This window comes from Pseudomonas sp. D4002, assembly GCF_013385665.1.
In the GTDB taxonomy this organism is placed as follows: domain Bacteria; phylum Pseudomonadota; class Gammaproteobacteria; order Pseudomonadales; family Pseudomonadaceae; genus Aquipseudomonas.
This window is the reverse complement of record NZ_JACAPN010000025.1, coordinates 186,158-204,829: the sequence shown is the minus strand read 5'-3', so window position 1 is coordinate 204,829 and position 18,672 is coordinate 186,158. Positions and strand designations below refer to the sequence as shown.

Genomic DNA, 18,672 nt, shown 5'->3' with positions numbered 1-18,672 from the left:
CCTCCACGAACGTGTTAGCTGAGCAGAGCTTGTTTCAAAATGCTCTTTGCGGTCTTGTCCAGCAGGTCCTTTTTAGGATGGGGAATCGTCACGAGCCCCGGCTTTGTCGGGTGCTTGAAATGATGATGGCTGCCTCTGATTCGCACCAGATACCAGCCATCCGCAACGATGTGACCTATCAAATATCGGCTGTCCACAGCACCTCCTTGTGGTGTGTGTTGGTGGAGACTATAACCACTGAAAATAAATTATCAACACTCTACCTACCAGCGGTCGATGACCGGTGTTTCTGTAGGGGCTGTATGCAGTGTATGAGCGCATGGGGACGGTGCCCGACGGAGGTATTGCGAGGTTTTTCGAGAGAACAATCAGGCTTTCTGACGAGCCTGCAGCAACTCATCAATTACCGTGAGAAATGCCGTGACCATCAAGCTGCTTGCGCCGCTACGCGTAAGAACGAGCAGCCGTGCATACGCTTCCGCGTCCACCAACGGCCGATACGTCACGCCCTTGTTCATCAAACTCTGCGTACATTCCGGCACCAGCGCCACACCTTGTCCCGCCGCCACCAGTGCAATGATCGAGGTAATTTGCCGTCCCGACGGCCCAGCCTTTAGTGGCAAACCTTTGTGCCGATAAAGCTGCTCAATGGACTGGTTAAGCCCCGAGCCATAATCGGCTGGGAACAGAATCAACGGGTACCCACTCAACTGCGCCAGGCTGACCTCGGCCTGGTTGGCCAACGGGCTGTCGCTGGACACCGCCGCCACCAGCCGCTCCTCACCCAACGACAACGCTTGCACCTCAGTCTGACCGTCCTGGGGCAGTAACCGGCTCAGGCCGATATCCAGGCGGCCATCAGCCACCTGTGCGCCCAGGCTGCCGGAGGCGCATTCCACCAGCGTCAGTTGCACATCGGGAAAGCGTTGGGCGAAGGCTTGAATCGCCTGGCTGAACAAGTCCGACAGGGCTATCGAGCTGACGTAACCCAGCGCCAGTTGCCCGGCGGCACCCGCCGCCAGTTTGCCCGCGATGACTTCAGCGAGGTCGACCTGCTCCAGCACCGCCCGTGCGTAGGGCAGGAACGCGCGCCCCTGGGGAGTGAGCGAAACCGTGCGACTGGTGCGGTCGAACAGGCGAAATCCCAGCTCAATCTCCAGCGCGGAAATCTGCCGGGTCAACGGCGGCTGGGCCAGGTGCAGGCGAATGGCCGCTCGGCCGAAGTGCAATTCTTCGGCGACGGTCAGAAAGTAACGCAGCTTGCGTAGGTCGAGCATCCTGGCCCCAGGGTATTGATCGGTTCGAAATCGGTATTGGTCTCGGGTGTGCGGGTCATTCTATAAAGGCCTCAGATAATAAAACGAGAGGTTTCATGAAACCGCGCCTGCATTGTGCCCGTCTTGCCCTGTTCCTGTGTGGCTGCGCGGCGTTTCTCAACCTCTACGCCACCCAGAGCATTTTGCAGACCCTTGCCGCCAACTTTGAAGTGAGCGCCAGGGCGGCCGGTTGGAGCATTACCGTCACCACCTTGGCGGTAGCGCTGACCGCGCCCTTTGTCAGCCGCCTGACCGGGCGTTTTGAGCAACGCACGGTGATCTCGGCGGCCTCGCTGTTGCTGGCGTTGCCGGCTTTGATGACTGCCTATGCCAGCAGCTTTGCCGAACTGCTGGTGTGGCGCTTTATCGAAGGCATGCTGATCCCCGTGGTGTTCGCTACCAGCGTGGCCTACATCGGTGATCGCTGGCGCGGCGGCACCGTCACCGAAGTCACCAGCCTCTACGTGGCCGGCACCGTGCTCGGCGGGTTTGCCGGGCGCTTCGTCACCGGCGTGATGACCGAGTACGTCGGCTGGCGCGAAGCCTTTGAACTGTTGGCAGTGTTGAGCCTGATGGTGGGCGGATTTATCCAGTTCCTGCTGCCGGGCAATCCGCCCCGAGTCGCACGACCTTCAACCACCTGGGCCGACGTGCTCGGCACGCCGCTGCTGGCAGCCTACGCCGTAGGATTTTGCGTGCTGTTCTCCCAAGTGGCGACGTTTACCTACGCTGGCCTTTACCTCAGCCAAGCCCCGTTCGACCTTGGCCCGGCGGCGCTGGGCACGATCTATATGGTGTTCCTGCTGGCCCTGGTGGTCATTCCCGTTGCCGGGCGCCTGAGCAAATCCCGCCCGCAATCCGAACTGCTGACGGCGGCTGCGGTGCTTGGCGTTTGTGGCTCGGGCCTGACCTTGCTGCCATCCCTGTGGTGCATCGTATTGGGCCTGGCCCTCAGCTCCACGGGCGTGTTCCTCGCCCAGGCCGCCGCCAGCGCCTTCACCACCGCCACCGCCCGCCACAACAAGGCCGGCGCCGTGGGCCTGTACCTCACCTGCTATTACCTGGGCGGCAGCTTCGGCGCCATCGTCCCGGCGCTGATCTGGGGGCGTTGGGGTTGGGTGGGGTGTGTGGCGCTGATCATCGGTTTCCAGCTACTGTCGTTGCTGATCGCCCTGGCGGGCTGGAAGCCCCTCCAACCTGAACTGAGCAAGACCTCATGAACGATGCCGTTGCCCTGCCGGTACCCGAGACTTCCGCCCGTCGCCGCTCGTTGATCGCCGGCTGCAGCGCCCACGCGATTCACGATGGCCTGACCGATGTGATCTACGTGCTGCTGCCGATCTGGCAAGCGCAGTTCGGCATGACCTACGCCCAGGTCGGCCTGCTGCGCGGTGCCTATTCCGGGATGATGGCGGTGTTTCAGCTGATGGCCAGTCGCGCCGCCAAACGCTGGGGACGCACGCCGATGCTGGTGGGCGGCACGGCGCTTGCCGGTGTTGCCTATCTGTTGGTGGGGCAGGCGACCGGGTTGGGCATGTTGTTGCTGGCGCTGCTGTTGGGCGGGCTGGGGGCGAGTACCCAGCATCCGCTGGCTTCTTCGATGATCACCGACACCTACGAGAACGGTGGTGGGGTCAAGGAAGCGCTGTCTCAATACAACTTCTCCGGAGACATTGGCAAAACCCTGGTTCCCGGGCTGGTCGGCCTGTTGCTGACCGTCATCAGCTGGCGCGCGAGCGTCACGCTTCTTGGAATGCTGGGATTGGCCGCGGCGGGGTTGCTGTGGTGGCTGATCCCAACGCAGGCAGCGGCGTCTGCTTCCGGCAAAACCGCCAAGACCTTGATCGGAAGTGGCTCGGTCAGCGGTCTGCGTGCGCTGATCGTCACGGGCACACTCGACAGTGCCGTGCGGATGGGCTTTCTCACGTTTCTGCCCTTTCTTCTGAAAGCTAAAGGCGCCGGCACTGCGGGCATCGGTCTCGCGCTGACCATGCTGTTTATCGGCGGCGCCTTCGGCAAATTGCTCTGCGGCTACCTCGGCGCACGCATCGGCATGATGAAAACCGTGTGGCTGACGGAAACCGTCACGGCGCTGTTGATCGTCGCGGCGGTGTACCTGCCGTTGAGCGGGTTGATGGTGATATTGCCGGTGTTGGGGCTGGCGTTGAATGGCACCTCTTCGGTGCTGTACGGCGCGGTGCCGGATCTCGCTGGCGCAGGTAAACGAGAGCAGGCGTTTGCCGTGTTCTACACCGGCACCATCGGAGGTGGCGCGTTGGCGCCGGTTCTGTTTGGCGGGCTGGGGGACTTGATGGGCGTGCCGGTGGCGGTGATGGTGCTGGCGGGGATGTTGTTGCTGACGTTGCCGTTGGCGTGGGTGGTGCAGCGGGGCTGCTCACTCAAATAATCGAATGATTGGCGACATGCCCCGGCTGTGCTTGCAGATCGATACCCAGTGCGTGAAGCACCTTGAGTACCGTTTCGAAGCGGGGCTTTGCTCCAGGGGCAAATGCCTTGTACAGACTCTCACGGCCCATGCCGGTATCGGTCGCGACCCGCGCCATCCCGCGAGCTTTGGCCACGTACCCGACGGCCCTGAGGAACTCCTCGTTATCGCCGTCGGCCAGAACTTGAGAAAGGTATTCGCTGATGGCTTCATCACTGTCGAGCAGTGCCGCCATATCAAATGTCGTCAGTGTTTGGCTCATGATCAAACTTCCTTTGCCAGTTTTTTTGCTCGCCGGATGTCGGCGTCTTGTGAGGATTTGTCGCCACCGGCCAGCAAGACGATGACGGTTCTTCCTCGCTGCGTGAAATACACTCGATAACCTAGACCGATATCTACGCGCATTTCCGAGACACCATTGCCTACCGTCTTTATATCGCCCAGATTGCCAGCAGATGCGCGATCGATGCGCCGGGCGATGGCGATTTTTGCGCGTAAATCACGTATTGCTGAATGCCAGGTAATGAAGGTCTGCGTTTGCTGGACATGATAGTTCACGGGTTCTCACTGTATCCATATGGATACTGGCTGGCAATAGGCATGAGCACGTGCGCGCGGCGCGGTTAGGCGCAGGAGAATGATGTGAGTAAGGCTAAGGATTCAAATGGTCTCTTGTTGCGAGCGATTGCAGTGTCGAAGTCTCTTGCAGTTGCTGGCGCCTAATCCATCAAGGATGCGATCCGCTGCGCATCCTCCGGCGTCGCCGGGTTGTACACCACCATATTCAGATCCTTGCGCCCATCGACCGCAAACACCGAATACTCAAATTCGATCGGCCCCAACACCGAATGGCGTATCCGCTTGATGCGATCACCATGGGCGCCCTGAACATCGTTTTCGCTCCACATCGCCTTAAATTCAGGGCTGCGTCGACACAGTTCATCCACCAGCGGCTGCACCTGCTCCGCCGCGCCTGAGCGCGCCGTATCAATCCTGAAAGCCCCCAACACAAACCGCGCCACGCTTTCCCAGTCGTATTGGGCCGCGCGGGAATTGGGATCAAGGAACATGAACCGCAGGATATTTCGCTGTTCCGGCGCCTGGGATCCGTAGTCCATCAACATCACCGTCGCCGCCTGGTTCCAGGCCACCACGTCCCAGGTCGCCGTACGCAGGATCGCGGCGCTGGGGTTCAAGGCATCCAGTACCCGTTGCAGGCGTGGCGTCACCGTTTCGTTTTGCTGGTAGCGCACTTCGGGTGGGCGTCCGAAGGCCAGCAGGAACAGATGCTCGCGTTCGATATCGGTCAACATCAGCGCATGGGCAATCCGCTCCAGCACTTCCACCGACGGCGCGCCGCCACGGCCCTGTTCGAGCCAGGTGTACCAGGTAGGGCTGATGTTCGCGCGTTGGGCCACCTCTTCGCGGCGCAAACCTGGCGTACGCCGTCGTGCCGATGAGAAGCCGAATGCCGCCGGATCAAGCCGGGTACGTCGGTCTTTCAGATAGCTGCCCAACTGGTTTGCGCTCATAGCCTGTTAGCCTCTATACCCTGATAACTTCACTACTTTACCCGTATAGGGCAAGCGCACAGATTAGTCTCTGAATACACACGGAGATACGGTTCATGCGCATATTTATAACGGGTGCCAGCGGATTTATCGGGTCGGCTGTCGTCAAGGAACTGATCTCGGCGGGCCATCAGGTGCTGGGGTTGTGTCGCTCGGATGACAGGGTGGCAGCGCTGGAGGCCGCCGGGGCTCAGGTACATCGTGGGTCGCTTGAGGACCTGGGAAGCCTCAAGTCTGGTGTTGCCCAGGCGGATGGAGTGATTCACCTGGCGTTCAATCACGACTTCTCGAAATTCGTCGCGAACTGCGAGGACGACCGCCGGGTTATCCAGGCGCTGGGAGAGGCACTTGCCGGGTCGGATCGACCGCTGATCATTACCTCCGGTGTCGGAATTGCGAGCACCGTGCCGGGGCAGTTGGCGACGGAGGATGGTGCGGTGGTTACCTCAGCGCAAATTCCTCGTGCAGCGTCGGAAGAAGCGGCTAACGCTGTAGCCGCGACGGGGGTGAATGTGTCGGTGATGCGTTTGCCTCAAGTACACGACACCGTCAGGCAGGGGCTGGTTAGCCCGGTGATCGAGTTGTATCGCGAGAAGGGCGTTTGCGCTTACATCGCCGACAGGAAAAACCGTTGGCCGGCGGCACATATTCTGGATGTGGCTCGGCTCTACAGGCTGGCGATTGAAAAGGCCGAGCCGGGCACGAGGTATCACGCGGTGGCGGAGGAGGGTGTGTCGCAAAGGGAGATTGCCGAGGTGTTGGGGACGCGGCTAGGGTTGCCGGTTAAATCCATTTCGGCGCAAGAGGCTCAGGGGTTTTTTGGTTGGTTGGCAAGGTTTACCGCTCACGATATGCCTGCATCCAGTGCGATCACGCGCAAGAAGTTGGGATGGGAACCGGTGGGGCCGGGGTTGCTTGCGGATCTTGCGCAGTTGGAGGGCTTTTAAGGTCGAATTGCTGGAGGGCAGATTACTAATGTTTTCGAGAACGGGTTTGTTTCATTAGTCGTTGTTTCTCCAGCATTCCAACGTCAAGGAATAGCGCTTCGGCTGCTTGCTGCGTCTGAGACCGCCTGCAAGACGATGAAGCTTTTTACCTCGGCAAATACGTCCAACGTCGCTTCCCAGAGACTCATCGCCAAGGCTGGTTTTTTCCAAGCGGGGTTATCGAGAACCCGAATGAGGATGATCCGGAGCTGGTTTATTTCAAACGTATTCGGTGAATGAGACGGGCCGTTTGATCATTGTGAAACACCACGCTTGAGGCCTGGCTTAGTGTTTGCCGGAGTTGTGTGCTCCTAACACACGATGCAACTCCCCCGCGACAGCAAGCAGTTGCTGTTCCAAGGCTTCCACATCGGATGCGTTGATCCTGTCATTGATGACAGGCAAGGTTTTCGCCCGCTTTTTCGGGGCGGTTACTAGGTTATGTGCATCCTGGGAGACCAGAGCCTGGCGCAGAATGTTATTGATCACCGTCTGATAGCCCGTACCGGCGTTTTCGGCGCATGTGCGTGCTGCATCGATCACGACGTCATCCAGCATGATGGTGATGCGTGTCTTGCCTTTGTTGCCTGCAATAGCACCGCGCTTCCCTGAGCTGAAATCGTATTCGTCTTTCATGGTTCAAACCTCCAGATACTGGCGTCGTTCACTTTTGGATGCGAGCCTTGTACCGATGATGCGTACGAAATTCGGATCACGGTAGGTGTAGGCCACCACCAATATTCGATCCTTTGCATCTTTGCCCACGACTACCCAGCGTTCTTCATCGTGGTCGCGGTCTTCTATCATCAATGCTCTAGCGTCGTGAAATACCGGTTCAGCATCGGCCAGGCTTACACCTCTGTGCTTTAGCTGATTCAGTGTGTTCTTGGTGTAGTCATACTGGATTCTGAAGGTTTTCATTATGCATATTTTATATGTATAAAAAAGCGATTGATTGGGGGATGGATCTTGAGGGAAGGGATGACGGATTTCCGTCGGTCGACGCTGATGCGCCCGGTATGAGGGGGATGCTTAGTGTGTAGGGAAGGTGAGGAACCAAGGGGGGATTGTTGAGCGCAGCTATCTGGAAGAGAGATCTTGCGGCTTTGCCTACACAACCATCAGAATCGTCCCGGTTGTACGCCTTGGGCGACGTCTTCAAGGTTCGTCAGCCGCTGCCCATCAGCGGTCGGGTTTAGTAGCCCGATTTGATCAACGGCGTATGGCTGTGCCATTTTTCAGACGTTTGAATGTCTGGTCTTTATGGTGGCTGTACGCGGGGCGCCTTTGGGCGCGCCGGTTTCGTTGATCAACCGGTCTACTAACCCGCGTATAGCCGCCACCCTTTGTTTAGTAGCTTCGGAAGGTGGTCCTAACCGAGGATCAACAGATGTGTACTGGCTCGTATAACTCACCCACATTGATTCGACGCCCCCAATCGCTGTCGGATTGCTGGCGTTGCAGTTGGCGCTTTGACGAATGATCGGTGACGGTGATGCACGCATTTAAAGTGTTTGGCGCTGGATTTAGCGTGGTGTCGGTCTTGGCCATCGGAGTGATTTTTAACGGTGGAAATGCCTTTGCCCTGGATGCCACAAAAACCCCAGGCGACAACCTGCCCAACCTGAGCCGTGCGTACGTTCTTCAGGATTTCAATGCGCAAGGTCAGCCAGAAGAAATAGCGCTAGGCGAAAATCTTCAGAACGCCTATTTCTACACAAACTGTTATCGCTCATCGGGATGCCATCAAGGTGTGCCGGAAGGAGCGCTGGTATTCAACACACCCTCGGGTTTTAACGCGACGCCCAACAGTCACTATCCCCGGGTTGAACTGCGGGCAAAAAGAGAGTTCACCGCAGGTGATGTGTTTGATAACACCCAGTCCGGCGAGCTTTATGTGGTGCAAAATCCAAGCACAAAATCGATCATATTTGCCCAGATACATGGCGACAAGGCGGGAGGTTCGGAGCTGCTGAAGCTTCGCTGGGAAGGTGGCTCGATCATCGCCGGGACCAAAACGCGCTATGGGCAGAAGGAGCAACGGACAGTATTGCTGAAGGGGCTCGAGCTTAACGACAAGCTGAATTACAAGATTGAGGTCAAGGGCTCCGAGGGTGGCATGGTGCTGCTGGTTTCGGCTGCGGCGAATGGCAGGCAGGCCAGCCGGGAATTCGATATTTCGCCATCGGGTTGGCAGGGCATCAATCTGTATTTCAAGGCCGGGAATTACAACCAGACCGCTGAGCAGGACGGCGGGGCAGCTATTGTTGCGTACACCTCCCTGGATGTGGGTTACCAGTAGCAGTGTGCGCCGGTTCAGAGACTCCCCGGCCCAGCAACCTGCGTACAGTTCCACCCTATCTGCGTAGTACTGCGTCAGTAATGCCGAGTAAAAAGATTCGTTCCCCCTCGCTCCATTAGCGTCCGACGTCGTTGTAAGACACTTCTCGTTGTTCGCGCCTCCATTGAAGTTCTCCACGGTGATTGCCTATGTTTGATGGCATCAAACCAAGGAGGAATGACCATGCCTCGAAGTGCCTTAGCAGAAGATGGATATCTGCATTACATGCCTCGTGTGAGCCAGACTCATTGCGTCGAAGAGCTCGCAGAATTACGTCGAGAGTTTGAACAGTTAGAGCCGGATGAGTACGCCCCGCCTGGAGTAAACAGGTTTCGACGGTATGGCAACGGAGTCATTCTTCCCTGGCAAGACACGCATGAAGGCCACTGGTTGCCAATCGTCAAAGATGGGGCAGGCCACGGACGCGCAGGTTACGACCAAGGCGGTAACAATCCGGATCACGCAAATATTCGCTACTTTCACGCGTTGAGTGATGCGGTAAAAAACAATCGCGTACTACTCGACCTGATCGATGAAGATTTTTCCCTGACGTTCTGGCAGCATCCTGGCCAGCCCCTTCCTATCTATTTTGGGGTGCATTTTGTAAAACTCACGTCCGCGAGGTCGGATCAGCCAGGTATAAGCTCACCGAACTTTTTTCACCAGGATGGAGAGCCCTTCACGTTTGCGCACTTGATCTACCGTTCTTCGAACATGACGGGTGGCATCAATTTTATTGGGCATCCGGAAATTCGAAACATGCTGTTTGAGGACGCGCGGTCAAGTCAGATTTGGGCGGAGTTTACCCTTTCGGAGCCTCTCGATAGTTTTGCCGTTCATGATCCGAAGGTTTCGCACTATATAAGCCCGATCAAGAAACTTGACGACGCCTCTCCCGGAGTCTGTGAGCGCTGTATTGTTTTGGTTGATTTCTCGCCAACCATTCAGAGGATATGACGGTGCAGGCGTTGAGCTCGGTATTGCCCATCTTGATTGCGTTGGGAATAGGCTATCTATCGAGCAAACTCTTGCTCCCGGATAAAGTTGTTGTCCGTTTGGTCAGTCTGATCAGCCCTTTGGTTTGGGGGCTACTTTTTCTGATAGGCACTGAGTTCGGCGAAGTGGTTTCTTCGCTGGATGCGGTTGGGTATGTGCTCAAGACATCTTCGCTTGTCGCGGTCGCAACAACAGTGGTGCCTTGCATGCTGCTGCTGGGCTTGGCGGCTTTGAGAGGGGCTGGACGAGAACCAGGCAGGGTTGCCAGTTTCGATATGCATGGCGCTGCTGCTCCTCTGAAAGAATGCTTTATTGCGCTGCTGATGGTGGCCTTGGGCGTGTTGTTCACATATGCAGAATCAACCGTTGCAAGCTTGTGGCTTCCGCCCAGCAACGTGATGTTAATGGTACTGATCTTCTTGGTGGGACTCGACTTGTCGAGCATCAAGTTAGGTCGTGACTGGATCTCATGGGGCGTTCTATGCGTTCCGATTGCCGTGGTCATTGGCTCAATATTGGGAGCCTATGCGGTTCATTTCATCACTGGCGAAGATATCCGTTTGCTCCTGGCACTCTCGACGGGATTTGGATGGTTCACGCTATCCAGCGTCCTGGTTGGAGGGCTGTCCGGAGAAGTTCATGGCGCTACGGCATTGCTCGCAGACCTGGGGCGCGAACTGATCGCGATCGCTTTACTGTACCTGGTCGGTGGCTTCCACCCAAGGGTCGGTATTGCCGCCGCTGGGGCAACCGCTCTGGACTCGACGTTACCGATCGTGCGCCAAACCTGCCACTGCGACACGCTGCCTACTGCTCTCATGAGTGGTTTGATTCTGACGGTGTTAGCGCCCTTTTTTATAACCTTCTTTCTGACCGCATGACGTGACCTCTTACTGGAGGAAATCATGACTCCACGATTTTCAGGAGAAAAACCGAGTCTGCAACCATCAGCATTTAAAAGTCTCACGCTCGGCCCGATGCTTGCCGCGTTTGAACAGCTGCTGATGTGTATCAAAACTCAGCCCAAGGCGTTGATCCCGGTGGCTATGTTCCTGTCGCTGGCGGGGCCTGTCCGGGCGGAGCCAACGATTATGGAAAATGTGCGTGGTTATACCGTGAGTGGAGGCCGTCTGATGCGTTTTGATGCGTTGGCCTTTGATGCGTCGGGCAAAGTGATTTGCGTCGGTATGGCGGCCGATCTTGCTGGCAAGCATGCATTGGCGACGCGCATCGATGGTAAGGGTGCGTCCCTCTTGCCTGGGTTGACCGATGCGCACGGCCATATCAAATGGCTTGGAGAGTCCCTTCGAAGCATTGCTTTACGGGGCTCTCCAACACTGGTTGATACGCAGGAGAGGCTTCGGGTATTCGCTGCAGCGCGCCCCGGCGCCCGTTGGCTGACCGGCTCAGGCTGGAACCACGTTACCTGGAAGTTGGGGCGGTTTCCGACGGCTGCCGAAATTGATAAGGTCGTTGTCGATCGACCAGTGTGGCTAATTCGGGTGGATGCCCATGCCGGATGGGCTAATACCAAGGCGATGCAACTGGCGGGTATTACTAAGGACACGCCTGATCCGAAAGGCGGACGTATCGAACGGGATGCAGAAGGTAACCCGACAGGTGTATTTATCGACGCCGCTATGGGGCTGGTCGCGGATATTATTCCGCTGCCTGACGAGCAGGAGCGAGAGGTCGCGTTGCAGGCTGCATTGGAGCATCTCAATGCACAAGGCCTGACATCTGTGCACGATGCAGGTGCTGATAGGCAGATGATCAAGACGATGCGCGGTTTTGCCGATCGCGGCCGGCTTCCGTTACGTGTCTACTCGATGATCAACGGTGCGGGGGATGATTTCGCGGTGTTGTCCCAGGACGGCCCTTTGATCGGCTACGGCGATGATCGTCTTACCATTCGTAGCGTCAAGCTTTATGCCGATGGCGCTTTGGGAAGCCGTGGTGCGGCGCTGTTTGAGCCATACACCGACGACCCAACCAACAAGGGGTTGCTTTTTGAAAGCCGGCAGGAGATGAAGCACAAGATTGAGTCGGTACTGAAAGCCGGCTTTCAAGCTAATGTGCATGGCATCGGTGATGCTGCCATCAAGCAGGTCATGGATAGCTTTGAACAGACCTACGCCACAGTCGGTGGGCGCGCCTTGCGTAACAGGATCGAGCATGCGCAGGTGGTTGATGTGGCGCAGATACCGCGCTTTATCGATCTAGGGCTGATTGCATCGATGCAGCCTACACATGCTACCAGCGACATGAATATGGCTGAGGACAGGGTGGGTGTCGAACGGATCAAGGGGGCTTATGCCTGGCGCACTCTGCTTAACCAGGGAACGAAAATTGCGGCAGGGTCAGACTTCCCAGTCGAATCTGCCAATCCGTTCTACGGCATACATGCTGCCGTGACTCGCTCGGATCATGAGGGCAACCCCTTGGCTGGATGGCACCCTGAGCAGGCCATGACCCTCTTCGAGGCTTTCCGTGCATTTACGCTGGATGCAGCTTATGCAGCCCATCAAGAAGCTACCCAAGGCAGCATTGAGCCCGGAAAGTGGGCCGATTTTATCCTGGTTGATCAGGACATTTTTGCCGTCAGCCTGGCAGACATCTGGAGGACACGCGTCCTGCAGACTTGGGTTGGCGGGAAGAAGGTCTATCAGGCGATTGAATGAGCCCGGTTCGACCGTTTAATTTCCAAATCCCACCCATAAAAAAACCGGACACCAAGGACCGGTTTTTTTACACATCCCCCGTCAAAACCAGCCTGACGCAGGAGCAAAATCTGAGTGGAGCGGGTAGAGGGAATCGAACCCTCATCTAAAGCTTGGGAAGCTTTCGTTCTACCACTAAACTATACCCGCTCAGAGCGGCTGACTTTGTACCAGATGTGCTCGCGGATTTGAAGTTTTTCTTCGAAAATTCTGTGTTTTACGTGCCAACGGTCGATCGTGGGCAGGCGGCCCCCCTGGGAAATCCGGCCCGCCCACAACCCCACCGCTCATACGGCAAACGCATGCTGTGGCTGTGACGCGTGGTACCGCAACCGGCTTGGCTGCTGCTCCGGTCTCAAAAAGCCCATCAACGCCTCCCGGCTATCCCGGCACGCGGCCTTGTGTTCCATATCCAGAAAGTGCCCGGTTGCCTGAATCGTGCCGAAGCTGCTTTTCGCAATATGTTGCCCAAACAGCTTGGCATCCTGGGCACTGGTGTACTCGTCCCATTCGCCGTTCAAGAACAACACCGGTATATCAATCTGCTTAGCGGCCTTGAGGTAGCACAGCCGGTCGCTGTTGAGCACGTGGCTGATGTGAAAGTGCATCTGCCCATACTCGTGCTCGGCCAGGCTGCTCACGTGTTTGTGATTGAAGCGTTTGAACAGCGACGGCAGGTGTTTGCCGATGGTGCTGTTGACCAGGTGGCCCACGCGGTCGCGGTCGAGGTTGCCGAGGTAGTCGACACCGCGCTCCAGGTAGTCGCGCATCGGGGCGTTGATCACCGGGGAGAACGAGCTGATCACGGCCTTTTCCACACGGCGCGGGCGGTGGGCGAGGGCGACGAGGGTCGCGGCGCCGCCCCAGGAAAAGGACAGCACGTGTTCGGCGGCGAAGTGGTCGATGAGTTCCAGAAGGATCTGGCCCTCGACTTCTTTCGTCAGCATATGCTCGTGGCGGTTGTGGATTTTGGAGCGGCCAGCGTAGGGCTGGTCATACAAAACCACGTTGAACGTCGGGTGCAGGCTTTTCACGGTCTGGGCGAAAGACGCAGTGGTGGCCATTGAGCCGTTGACCAGGATGATGGTCTTGGCTGCTGCGTCCGCGCGATAGAACTCCGTGTAAACCCGATACTGACCCTGTATATCCAGCACAGCGATTTCTGGCCTCATGTCGTAAGACTCCTGGCAAGCGGGTAATGCGCGCAGATCACTCTGCACGAGCTTTGTGACAGGTAGGCATACGCCTGGAAGTGAGGGCCCATGTCGATCCGGTACTGGCTGGCCGACGGGTGTTGTTATGGCGGGCAATTTGCCGTGAGAGGCCCGCAGGTCAAGCGTGCGGACGGGCAAAGTGTTTCTTGTAGGTAGGGGTGACTCGCCAGTCAGATTGCGGCTGGCTGGGTAGATTCAAGCATCAGGGATGCCAGTTCGCCAGTCGATGGCGTGGGTTTTTGCCATCATCGGCTGAACGGTCATCAGACCTGTTGGATTTCAGCCTCTGTAAGCGCCCGGTAATGGCCTGGCGCAAGGGCTGCGTCCAACTCCAGCGGTCCCATGCGTTCGCGGTGCAGGCGCATCACTTTGTTGTCGAAGTGCCCGAACATGCGCTTCACCTGGTGATAACGCCCTTCAATGATGCTCAGGCGCGCCGTTCTGGGGCCCAATAGTTCCAGTTCCGCCGGTTGGGTGGTGAGGTCTTCAAAGGCGAAGTACAGGCCGGCGGCAAAGGTGGCCGCGTATTGCGGGCCGATGTCCTGCTCGGTCTCGACGTAGTAGACCTTGGGCAGTTTGGTTTGCGGCTGGGTCAGGCGGCGCGACCACTGGCCGTCGTTGGTGATCAGCATCAGGCCGGTGGTGTTGAAATCCAGACGACCGGCGATGTGCAGCTCGTGCTTGTCAGGTTCATCCAGCAGGTCGAGCACCGTGGGGTGTTGCGGGTCGGACGTGGCGCTGACGCAGCCCTGGGGTTTGTGCAGCATGAAGTAACGCGCGGGTTTGCCGGCTTGCAGCACTTCGTCATCCAGCAACACACGGCTGAACTCGCTTACCGGGTGGTGCGGATCGCTGGTGGCCTGGCCGTCGACGCTGATCCGCCGCTCCACCAGCAACAGGCGAACCTGTTTACGGTTGAAACGGGGCAGGTTGCTGAGGAAACGATCTACGCGCATTACGACCGCTCGTTGCCGCGCAGTTGTTCGTCCACCTGAGCACAACGCGGGCACAGGCAGGCTTTATTGCGCAGTTCCGCCGGCAAGGCTTCGAGCACTGCGGGGTCGATGCTGACGGAATAGCACCAGCACGCCTGGTCGGCAGTGCGCGGGTCGGCCAGGACGCAATCGTTGCGGGCGCCGCAGGCGGGGCAGAGGGTTGGCGTGGTCATCGGTCGGTTCAGGCTGTATCGGACAAGGTCCCGGTGAAACCCGGTGTGCCTTGCACGATACAGCCCCGCCGCGTTATTGCAAATCACGCTCCAGCACCACCACCCGTTGGCCTGCGCCAATGCCGCTGCCGGGCTGCACCGGAATTTCCCGCACGGTACCGGCGAACGGTGCGACTACCGGGATTTCCATTTTCATCGACTCCAGGATCACCAGCACATCCCCCGCCGCCACGCGTTCGCCAGCGCTCACCTGCACTTGCCAGAGATTGCCGGCGATGTGGCTGTCGATGCTGTATTCGTTGGCCTGCAAGGGCGTGTCTGCGCCCTGTGGTGCGGCGAGTTCCTCGCTGTCGAAATGCGCCTGGCCGCTGGCCATCCAGCGTTCGCGTTCGGCGTTGAACGCGCGCTGCTGTTGCCCGCGAAACGCGCCGATGCTTTCGGCTTCCTGCGCGAGAAAGGCCTGGTAATCCGTCAGGTTCAACTGGCTGTGTTCGATGCTCAGTTCAAACCGCCCAAGGGGGAAATCCCGGCGAATCTGCACCAGCTCATCGGCGCTCACCGGGTAAAAGCGGATCTGGTCGAAGAAGCGCAGCAACCACGGTTTGCCATCGAACGCGGCCACTTCCCGGTAGCGGTTCCACATCTGCAAGGTACGCCCGACGAACTGATAACCGCCGGGGCCTTCCATGCCGTAGACGCACAGGTAGGCGCCACCGATGCCCACGGAGTTTTCGGCGGTCCAGGTGCGTGCCGGGTTGTACTTGGTGGTGACCAGGCGGTGACGCGGGTCCAGCGGCGTGGCCACGGGCGCGCCGAGGTAGACGTCGCCCAGGCCCATCACCAGGTAGCTGGCATCGAACACGGTGTGGCGCACTTCGTCGAGGTTGGCCAGGTCGTTAATGCGGCGGATGAACTCCAGGTTGCTCGGGCACCACGGGGCATCCTTGCGCACGGTGGTCATGTATTTTTCGATCGCCAGTTGGCAGGCCGGGTCGTCCCAGGACAGTGGCAGGTGGACGATGCGCGACGGCACCTGCAGGTTTTGGCTGGCGCAGACGGCGTGCCATTCGGCGGTGATCAGCGCCAGGAGGTCGGCGAGGGTAAGTTGTTCGGGCTGATAGTGGATTTGCAGGGAGCGGATGCCGGGTGTCAGGTCGATGACGCCGTGCAGGGCTTGTGCTTCGAGGGCTTGCATCAGGGCGTGGGCGCGAAAGCGCAGCACCAGGTCGAGTTCCGGGGCGCCGATTTCCAGGAGCAGGTGGGTGTCGCCGGCGAGGCGGGCGACGAGGCGGGTGTCGGCCTGGCTGATGTCCAGAACAACAGGCGACCTGATCATTCCCACGCTCTGCGTGGGAATGCATCCTGTGACGCTCTGCGTCATTGCGTCGACAGCGGGACGCGGAGCGTCCCAGGCGGCATTCCCACGCAGAGCGTGGGAACGATCCCAGTTCAAGGCGAGGTTTCGGGCGGTCTTGATGTCGACGGGGGTGAAGCAGATTTTGTCACCCGCCTTGAGCTGGCCCAGCTGCCACAAGTCCGCCTCGATCACCGTCACCGGGCATACAAACCCACCCAGGCTCGGGCCATCGGGGCCGAGGATCACCGGCATGTCCCCGGTAAAATCCACCGCACCGATCGCATAGGGATTGTCGTGAATATTCGACGGATGCAACCCCGCCTCACCGCCATCCGTACGCGCCCACAGAGGCTTCGGCCCGATCAACCTCACACCCGTGCGGCTGGAGTTGAAATGCACTTCCCACTGGGTGGCAAAGAACGTCTCGATGTACTCGGGCTTGAAGTATTCCGGCGCGCCGTGGGGGCCGTAGATCACCCGCAGTGTTCGCACCTCGCCAAGCGGTTCAGGCACTAGCGTATTGCCGCAACTGAGATCCTCCAACGGCAGTAAGTGCAACACATCACCCGCCCGCAAAGCCCGCCCGCCATGCCCACCAAACTGGCCAAGGGTGAAGGTACTTTTGCTTCCCAGATAATCCGGAACCTGCAGCCCGCCGCGCACGCAAAGGTAGCTGCGAGCTCCGGCCCCGGCGATGGTGCCCAGGCTTAAGGTTGCGCCCGCCGGGATCAGCAACGCGGTGTTCATCGGTACCGCTTCATCATTCAAGCGCAGCACAATGTCTGCACCCGTCACCGCCACCACCGCCGCACAATTGAAGCGCAGCAACGGCCCGCTCATGGTGATTTCCAGCGCAGCGGTGCCCTCGGCATTGCCCAGCAGGCGATTGCCCAGGCGCAGCGCGCGACTGTCCATCGGCCCCGACGGCGGCACGCCTACGGCCCAGTAACCGAGGCGCCCCGGATAGTCCTGCACACTGGTTTGCGTGCCGGCGCTGAGCACTTCAAACGTGTTGGCGTGGTACACCAAATCTTCAAGGCAGCGCGTCCACGGATGGCCACTGGCGAACGGTGTAGCGAGCAGAATCTGGCGCAGATAATCGCGGTTGGTTTCCACGCCGTACAGTTGGCTGTTGCTCAGGGCTTGATGCAAGTCCAGGCGTGCCTGTTCGCGGGTCGGCGCCCAGGTGATGAGCTTGGCGATCATCGGGTCGAAGTAGGGCGGAATCTCGCAACCGGCCTCCACCCACGTGTCGATGCGCAGGCCTTCAGCGACCGGGAAGTCCACATACGTCAAAAGCCCCGGGCTTGGCTGAAACTCCCGGCCCGGATCTTCGGCGTACAGGCGTGCCTGAATCGCGTGGCCGTGAGGCTTCAGTTGCAGTTCCCGCAATGGCGGCATTTCCCCGGCGGCCAATTGCACCATCCAGCGCACCAGGTCCACGCCCCACACTTGCTCGGTGACGCCATGTTCCACCTGCAACCGGGTGTTCACTTCCAGAAAATAGAAGCGGCCATCGGCGCTATCAAAGATAAATTCCACGGTGCCGGCGCTGCGGTAATCCACTGCCTTGGCCAGGGTGATGGCGGCACGGCACAGCTCATCCGCCATGCCGTCGGGCAGGTTCGGCGCCGGGGTTTCTTCAAGCACTTTCTGGTTGCGCCGCTGCACCGAACAGTCGCGCACGCCGAGGGCGATGACCTCGCCGCAGCCATCACCAAACACCTGCACTTCCAGGTGCCGGGCGTGCTGGATGTACTTCTCGATAAACACACCGGCATCGCTGAAATTGTTCTGGCCCAGGCGTTTCACTGCCTCGAAACAGTCGCGCAATTCATCGGCGCTGTGGCACACGCGCATGCCGATCCCGCCACCACCGGCGGTGCTTTTAAGCATGATCGGATAGCCCACGGTTTCCCCGGCCAGTAACGCAGAGTCGAGGCTGTTGAGCAGCTCGGTGCCTTCCAGCAGCGGGATGTTGTGCTGCCTGGCCAACGCGCGCGCGGTGTGCTTGAGGCCGAATACCCGCAGCTGTTCCGGCGTCGGGCCGACGAAGGCGATGCCTGCTGTTTCGCAGGCTTCGGCGAAGGCGGCGTTTTCCGATAGAAAGCCATAGCCGGGATGAATCGCGGTGGCGCCACACGCCTTGGCCGTGGCGAGGATTTTCTCCACCGACAAATAGGTGCCGGCCGCCGCGCCTTCGCCCAGGCTGTAGGCCTCATCCGCTTGCTGGATATGCAGGCTCGCGGCATCGGCTTCGGAATACACCGCCACGCCCTTGACCGAAAGCTCACGCAAGGTGCGCAGGATGCGGCAGGCGATGGCGCCACGGTTGGCGATCAACAGTTTTTCGAACATGGCAAAACCCCGCAGGCCGATGAGTGCTCGGCCTTGTCCTGGGATGCGGGCCGTCCCGCAAATGTGGATGGCGCTGCGGTCGTCCGCAGCGCATGCAGTCAGTGTGGGAGGTGGAGTGTGGGAGCGGGCTTGCTCGCGAATGCGGTGGTTCAGTCAATACATCAGTCGCCTGATACGCCGCTTTCGCGAGCAAGCCCGC

Annotated in this window: 18 protein-coding genes, 1 tRNA gene and 1 pseudogene; 8 read left to right on the top strand and 12 right to left on the bottom strand. The window is 58.9% G+C overall.

The genetic code is table 11. The features are described 5' to 3' along the window. Positions 1–14: 14 nt before the first annotated feature. Together HX824_RS20145 and HX824_RS20140 are read right to left on the bottom strand one after the other, a co-directional pair. Entirely contained in the window at positions 15–197 is a 183-nt protein-coding gene (locus HX824_RS20145; RefSeq protein WP_003189411.1) for a type II toxin-antitoxin system HicA family toxin, read from the bottom strand. A 171-nt stretch (positions 198–368) separates the two neighbouring features. After that, positions 369–1,277 carry a LysR family transcriptional regulator gene (locus tag HX824_RS20140; protein ID WP_177054973.1) on the bottom strand — a complete coding sequence of 303 codons (909 nt, stop codon included), beginning with the start codon at positions 1,275–1,277 and terminating at the stop codon, positions 369–371. Between the two features lie 95 nt (positions 1,278–1,372). On the opposite strand from HX824_RS20140, the gene HX824_RS20135 reads away from it, so the two are divergent. Both HX824_RS20135 and HX824_RS20130 read left to right on the top strand, forming a co-directional pair. Then, entirely contained in the window at positions 1,373–2,536 is a 1,164-nt protein-coding gene (locus HX824_RS20135; protein ID WP_102368280.1) for an MFS transporter, read from the top strand. Continuing rightward, entirely contained in the window at positions 2,533–3,723 is a 1,191-nt protein-coding gene (locus HX824_RS20130; protein WP_177040315.1) for an MFS transporter, read from the top strand. Before HX824_RS20135 ends, HX824_RS20130 begins: the two co-directional genes overlap by 4 nt. Here HX824_RS20130 and HX824_RS20125 read toward each other — a convergent pair. The 3 genes from HX824_RS20125 to HX824_RS20115 all read right to left on the bottom strand — a co-directional run bounded on the left by HX824_RS20125 (position 3,716) and on the right by HX824_RS20115 (position 5,294). After that, entirely contained in the window at positions 3,716–4,024 is a 309-nt protein-coding gene (locus tag HX824_RS20125) for an addiction module antidote protein (protein WP_003212064.1), read from the bottom strand. The two genes, HX824_RS20130 and HX824_RS20125, sit on opposite strands and share 8 nt — an antisense overlap. 2 nt (positions 4,025–4,026) lie before the next feature. Next, the gene (locus tag HX824_RS20120) at positions 4,027–4,320 is read right to left on the bottom strand and encodes a type II toxin-antitoxin system RelE/ParE family toxin (protein ID WP_087692619.1); all 294 of its coding nucleotides are present in this window, start codon (positions 4,318–4,320) and stop codon (positions 4,027–4,029) included. Positions 4,321–4,481: 161 nt separating this feature from the next. Further along, positions 4,482–5,294, bottom strand: coding sequence for a helix-turn-helix transcriptional regulator (locus tag HX824_RS20115; protein ID WP_008437810.1), 813 nt, complete (start codon positions 5,292–5,294; stop codon positions 4,482–4,484). 95 nt (positions 5,295–5,389) lie between these two features. On the opposite strand from HX824_RS20115, the gene HX824_RS20110 reads away from it, so the two are divergent. Both HX824_RS20110 and HX824_RS20105 read left to right on the top strand, forming a co-directional pair. Then, positions 5,390–6,280, top strand: coding sequence for an SDR family oxidoreductase (locus tag HX824_RS20110; RefSeq protein ID WP_177054972.1), 891 nt, complete (start codon positions 5,390–5,392; stop codon positions 6,278–6,280). A 33-nt stretch (positions 6,281–6,313) separates the two neighbouring features. Beyond that, positions 6,314–6,555: pseudogene (locus HX824_RS20105) on the top strand (GNAT family N-acetyltransferase); the annotation flags it as partial. A 49-nt stretch (positions 6,556–6,604) separates the two neighbouring features. Here HX824_RS20105 and HX824_RS20100 read toward each other — a convergent pair. Both HX824_RS20100 and HX824_RS20095 read right to left on the bottom strand, forming a co-directional pair. Beyond that, positions 6,605–6,955, bottom strand: a complete 351-nt coding sequence (locus HX824_RS20100) for a BrnA antitoxin family protein (protein WP_008437812.1) — start codon at positions 6,953–6,955, stop codon at positions 6,605–6,607. Between the two features lie 3 nt (positions 6,956–6,958). Further along, positions 6,959–7,240 carry a BrnT family toxin gene (locus tag HX824_RS20095; protein ID WP_177054971.1) on the bottom strand — a complete coding sequence of 94 codons (282 nt, stop codon included), beginning with the start codon at positions 7,238–7,240 and terminating at the stop codon, positions 6,959–6,961. A gap of 574 nt (positions 7,241–7,814) precedes the next feature. Here HX824_RS20095 and HX824_RS20085 point away from each other — a divergent pair. From HX824_RS20085 to HX824_RS20070, 4 genes are all read left to right on the top strand, one after another. Continuing rightward, positions 7,815–8,621, top strand: a complete 807-nt coding sequence (locus HX824_RS20085) for a polysaccharide lyase family 7 protein (protein WP_177054970.1) — start codon at positions 7,815–7,817, stop codon at positions 8,619–8,621. 222 nt (positions 8,622–8,843) lie between these two features. Next, positions 8,844–9,617 (top strand): 2OG-Fe dioxygenase family protein, encoded by a 774-nt coding sequence (locus HX824_RS20080; RefSeq protein ID WP_008437815.1) that lies wholly within the window; start codon positions 8,844–8,846, stop codon positions 9,615–9,617. Then, positions 9,614–10,537: a lysine exporter LysO family protein gene (locus HX824_RS20075; RefSeq protein ID WP_177054969.1), complete on the top strand. Its 924-nt coding sequence runs from the start codon at positions 9,614–9,616 to the stop codon at positions 10,535–10,537. Before HX824_RS20080 ends, HX824_RS20075 begins: the two co-directional genes overlap by 4 nt. A 24-nt stretch (positions 10,538–10,561) precedes the next feature. After that, on the top strand, positions 10,562–12,337 hold the full coding sequence (locus HX824_RS20070; protein ID WP_256347035.1) for an amidohydrolase: 1,776 nt from the start codon (positions 10,562–10,564) through the stop codon (positions 12,335–12,337). A 115-nt stretch (positions 12,338–12,452) separates the two neighbouring features. Here the strand turns inward: HX824_RS20070 and HX824_RS20065 are convergent. The 5 genes from HX824_RS20065 to uca all read right to left on the bottom strand — a co-directional run bounded on the left by HX824_RS20065 (position 12,453) and on the right by uca (position 18,473). Next, positions 12,453–12,526 (bottom strand) — tRNA-Gly (locus HX824_RS20065). A gap of 137 nt (positions 12,527–12,663) precedes the next feature. Continuing rightward, positions 12,664–13,548: an alpha/beta fold hydrolase gene (locus HX824_RS20060; RefSeq protein ID WP_003212046.1), complete on the bottom strand. Its 885-nt coding sequence runs from the start codon at positions 13,546–13,548 to the stop codon at positions 12,664–12,666. Between the two features lie 305 nt (positions 13,549–13,853). Beyond that, positions 13,854–14,546, bottom strand: a complete 693-nt coding sequence (locus tag HX824_RS20055; RefSeq protein WP_177022964.1) for a pseudouridine synthase — start codon at positions 14,544–14,546, stop codon at positions 13,854–13,856. Further along, a complete protein-coding gene (locus HX824_RS20050) occupies positions 14,546–14,758 on the bottom strand; it encodes a cysteine-rich CWC family protein (RefSeq protein ID WP_008437822.1) in 213 nt (70 codons plus the stop codon). The genes HX824_RS20055 and HX824_RS20050 overlap by 1 nt, the downstream gene beginning before the upstream one ends. 73 nt (positions 14,759–14,831) lie before the next feature. Next, positions 14,832–18,473, bottom strand: coding sequence for an urea carboxylase (uca, locus tag HX824_RS20045; protein ID WP_177054968.1), 3,642 nt, complete (start codon positions 18,471–18,473; stop codon positions 14,832–14,834). Positions 18,474–18,672: the final 199 nt, after the last annotated feature.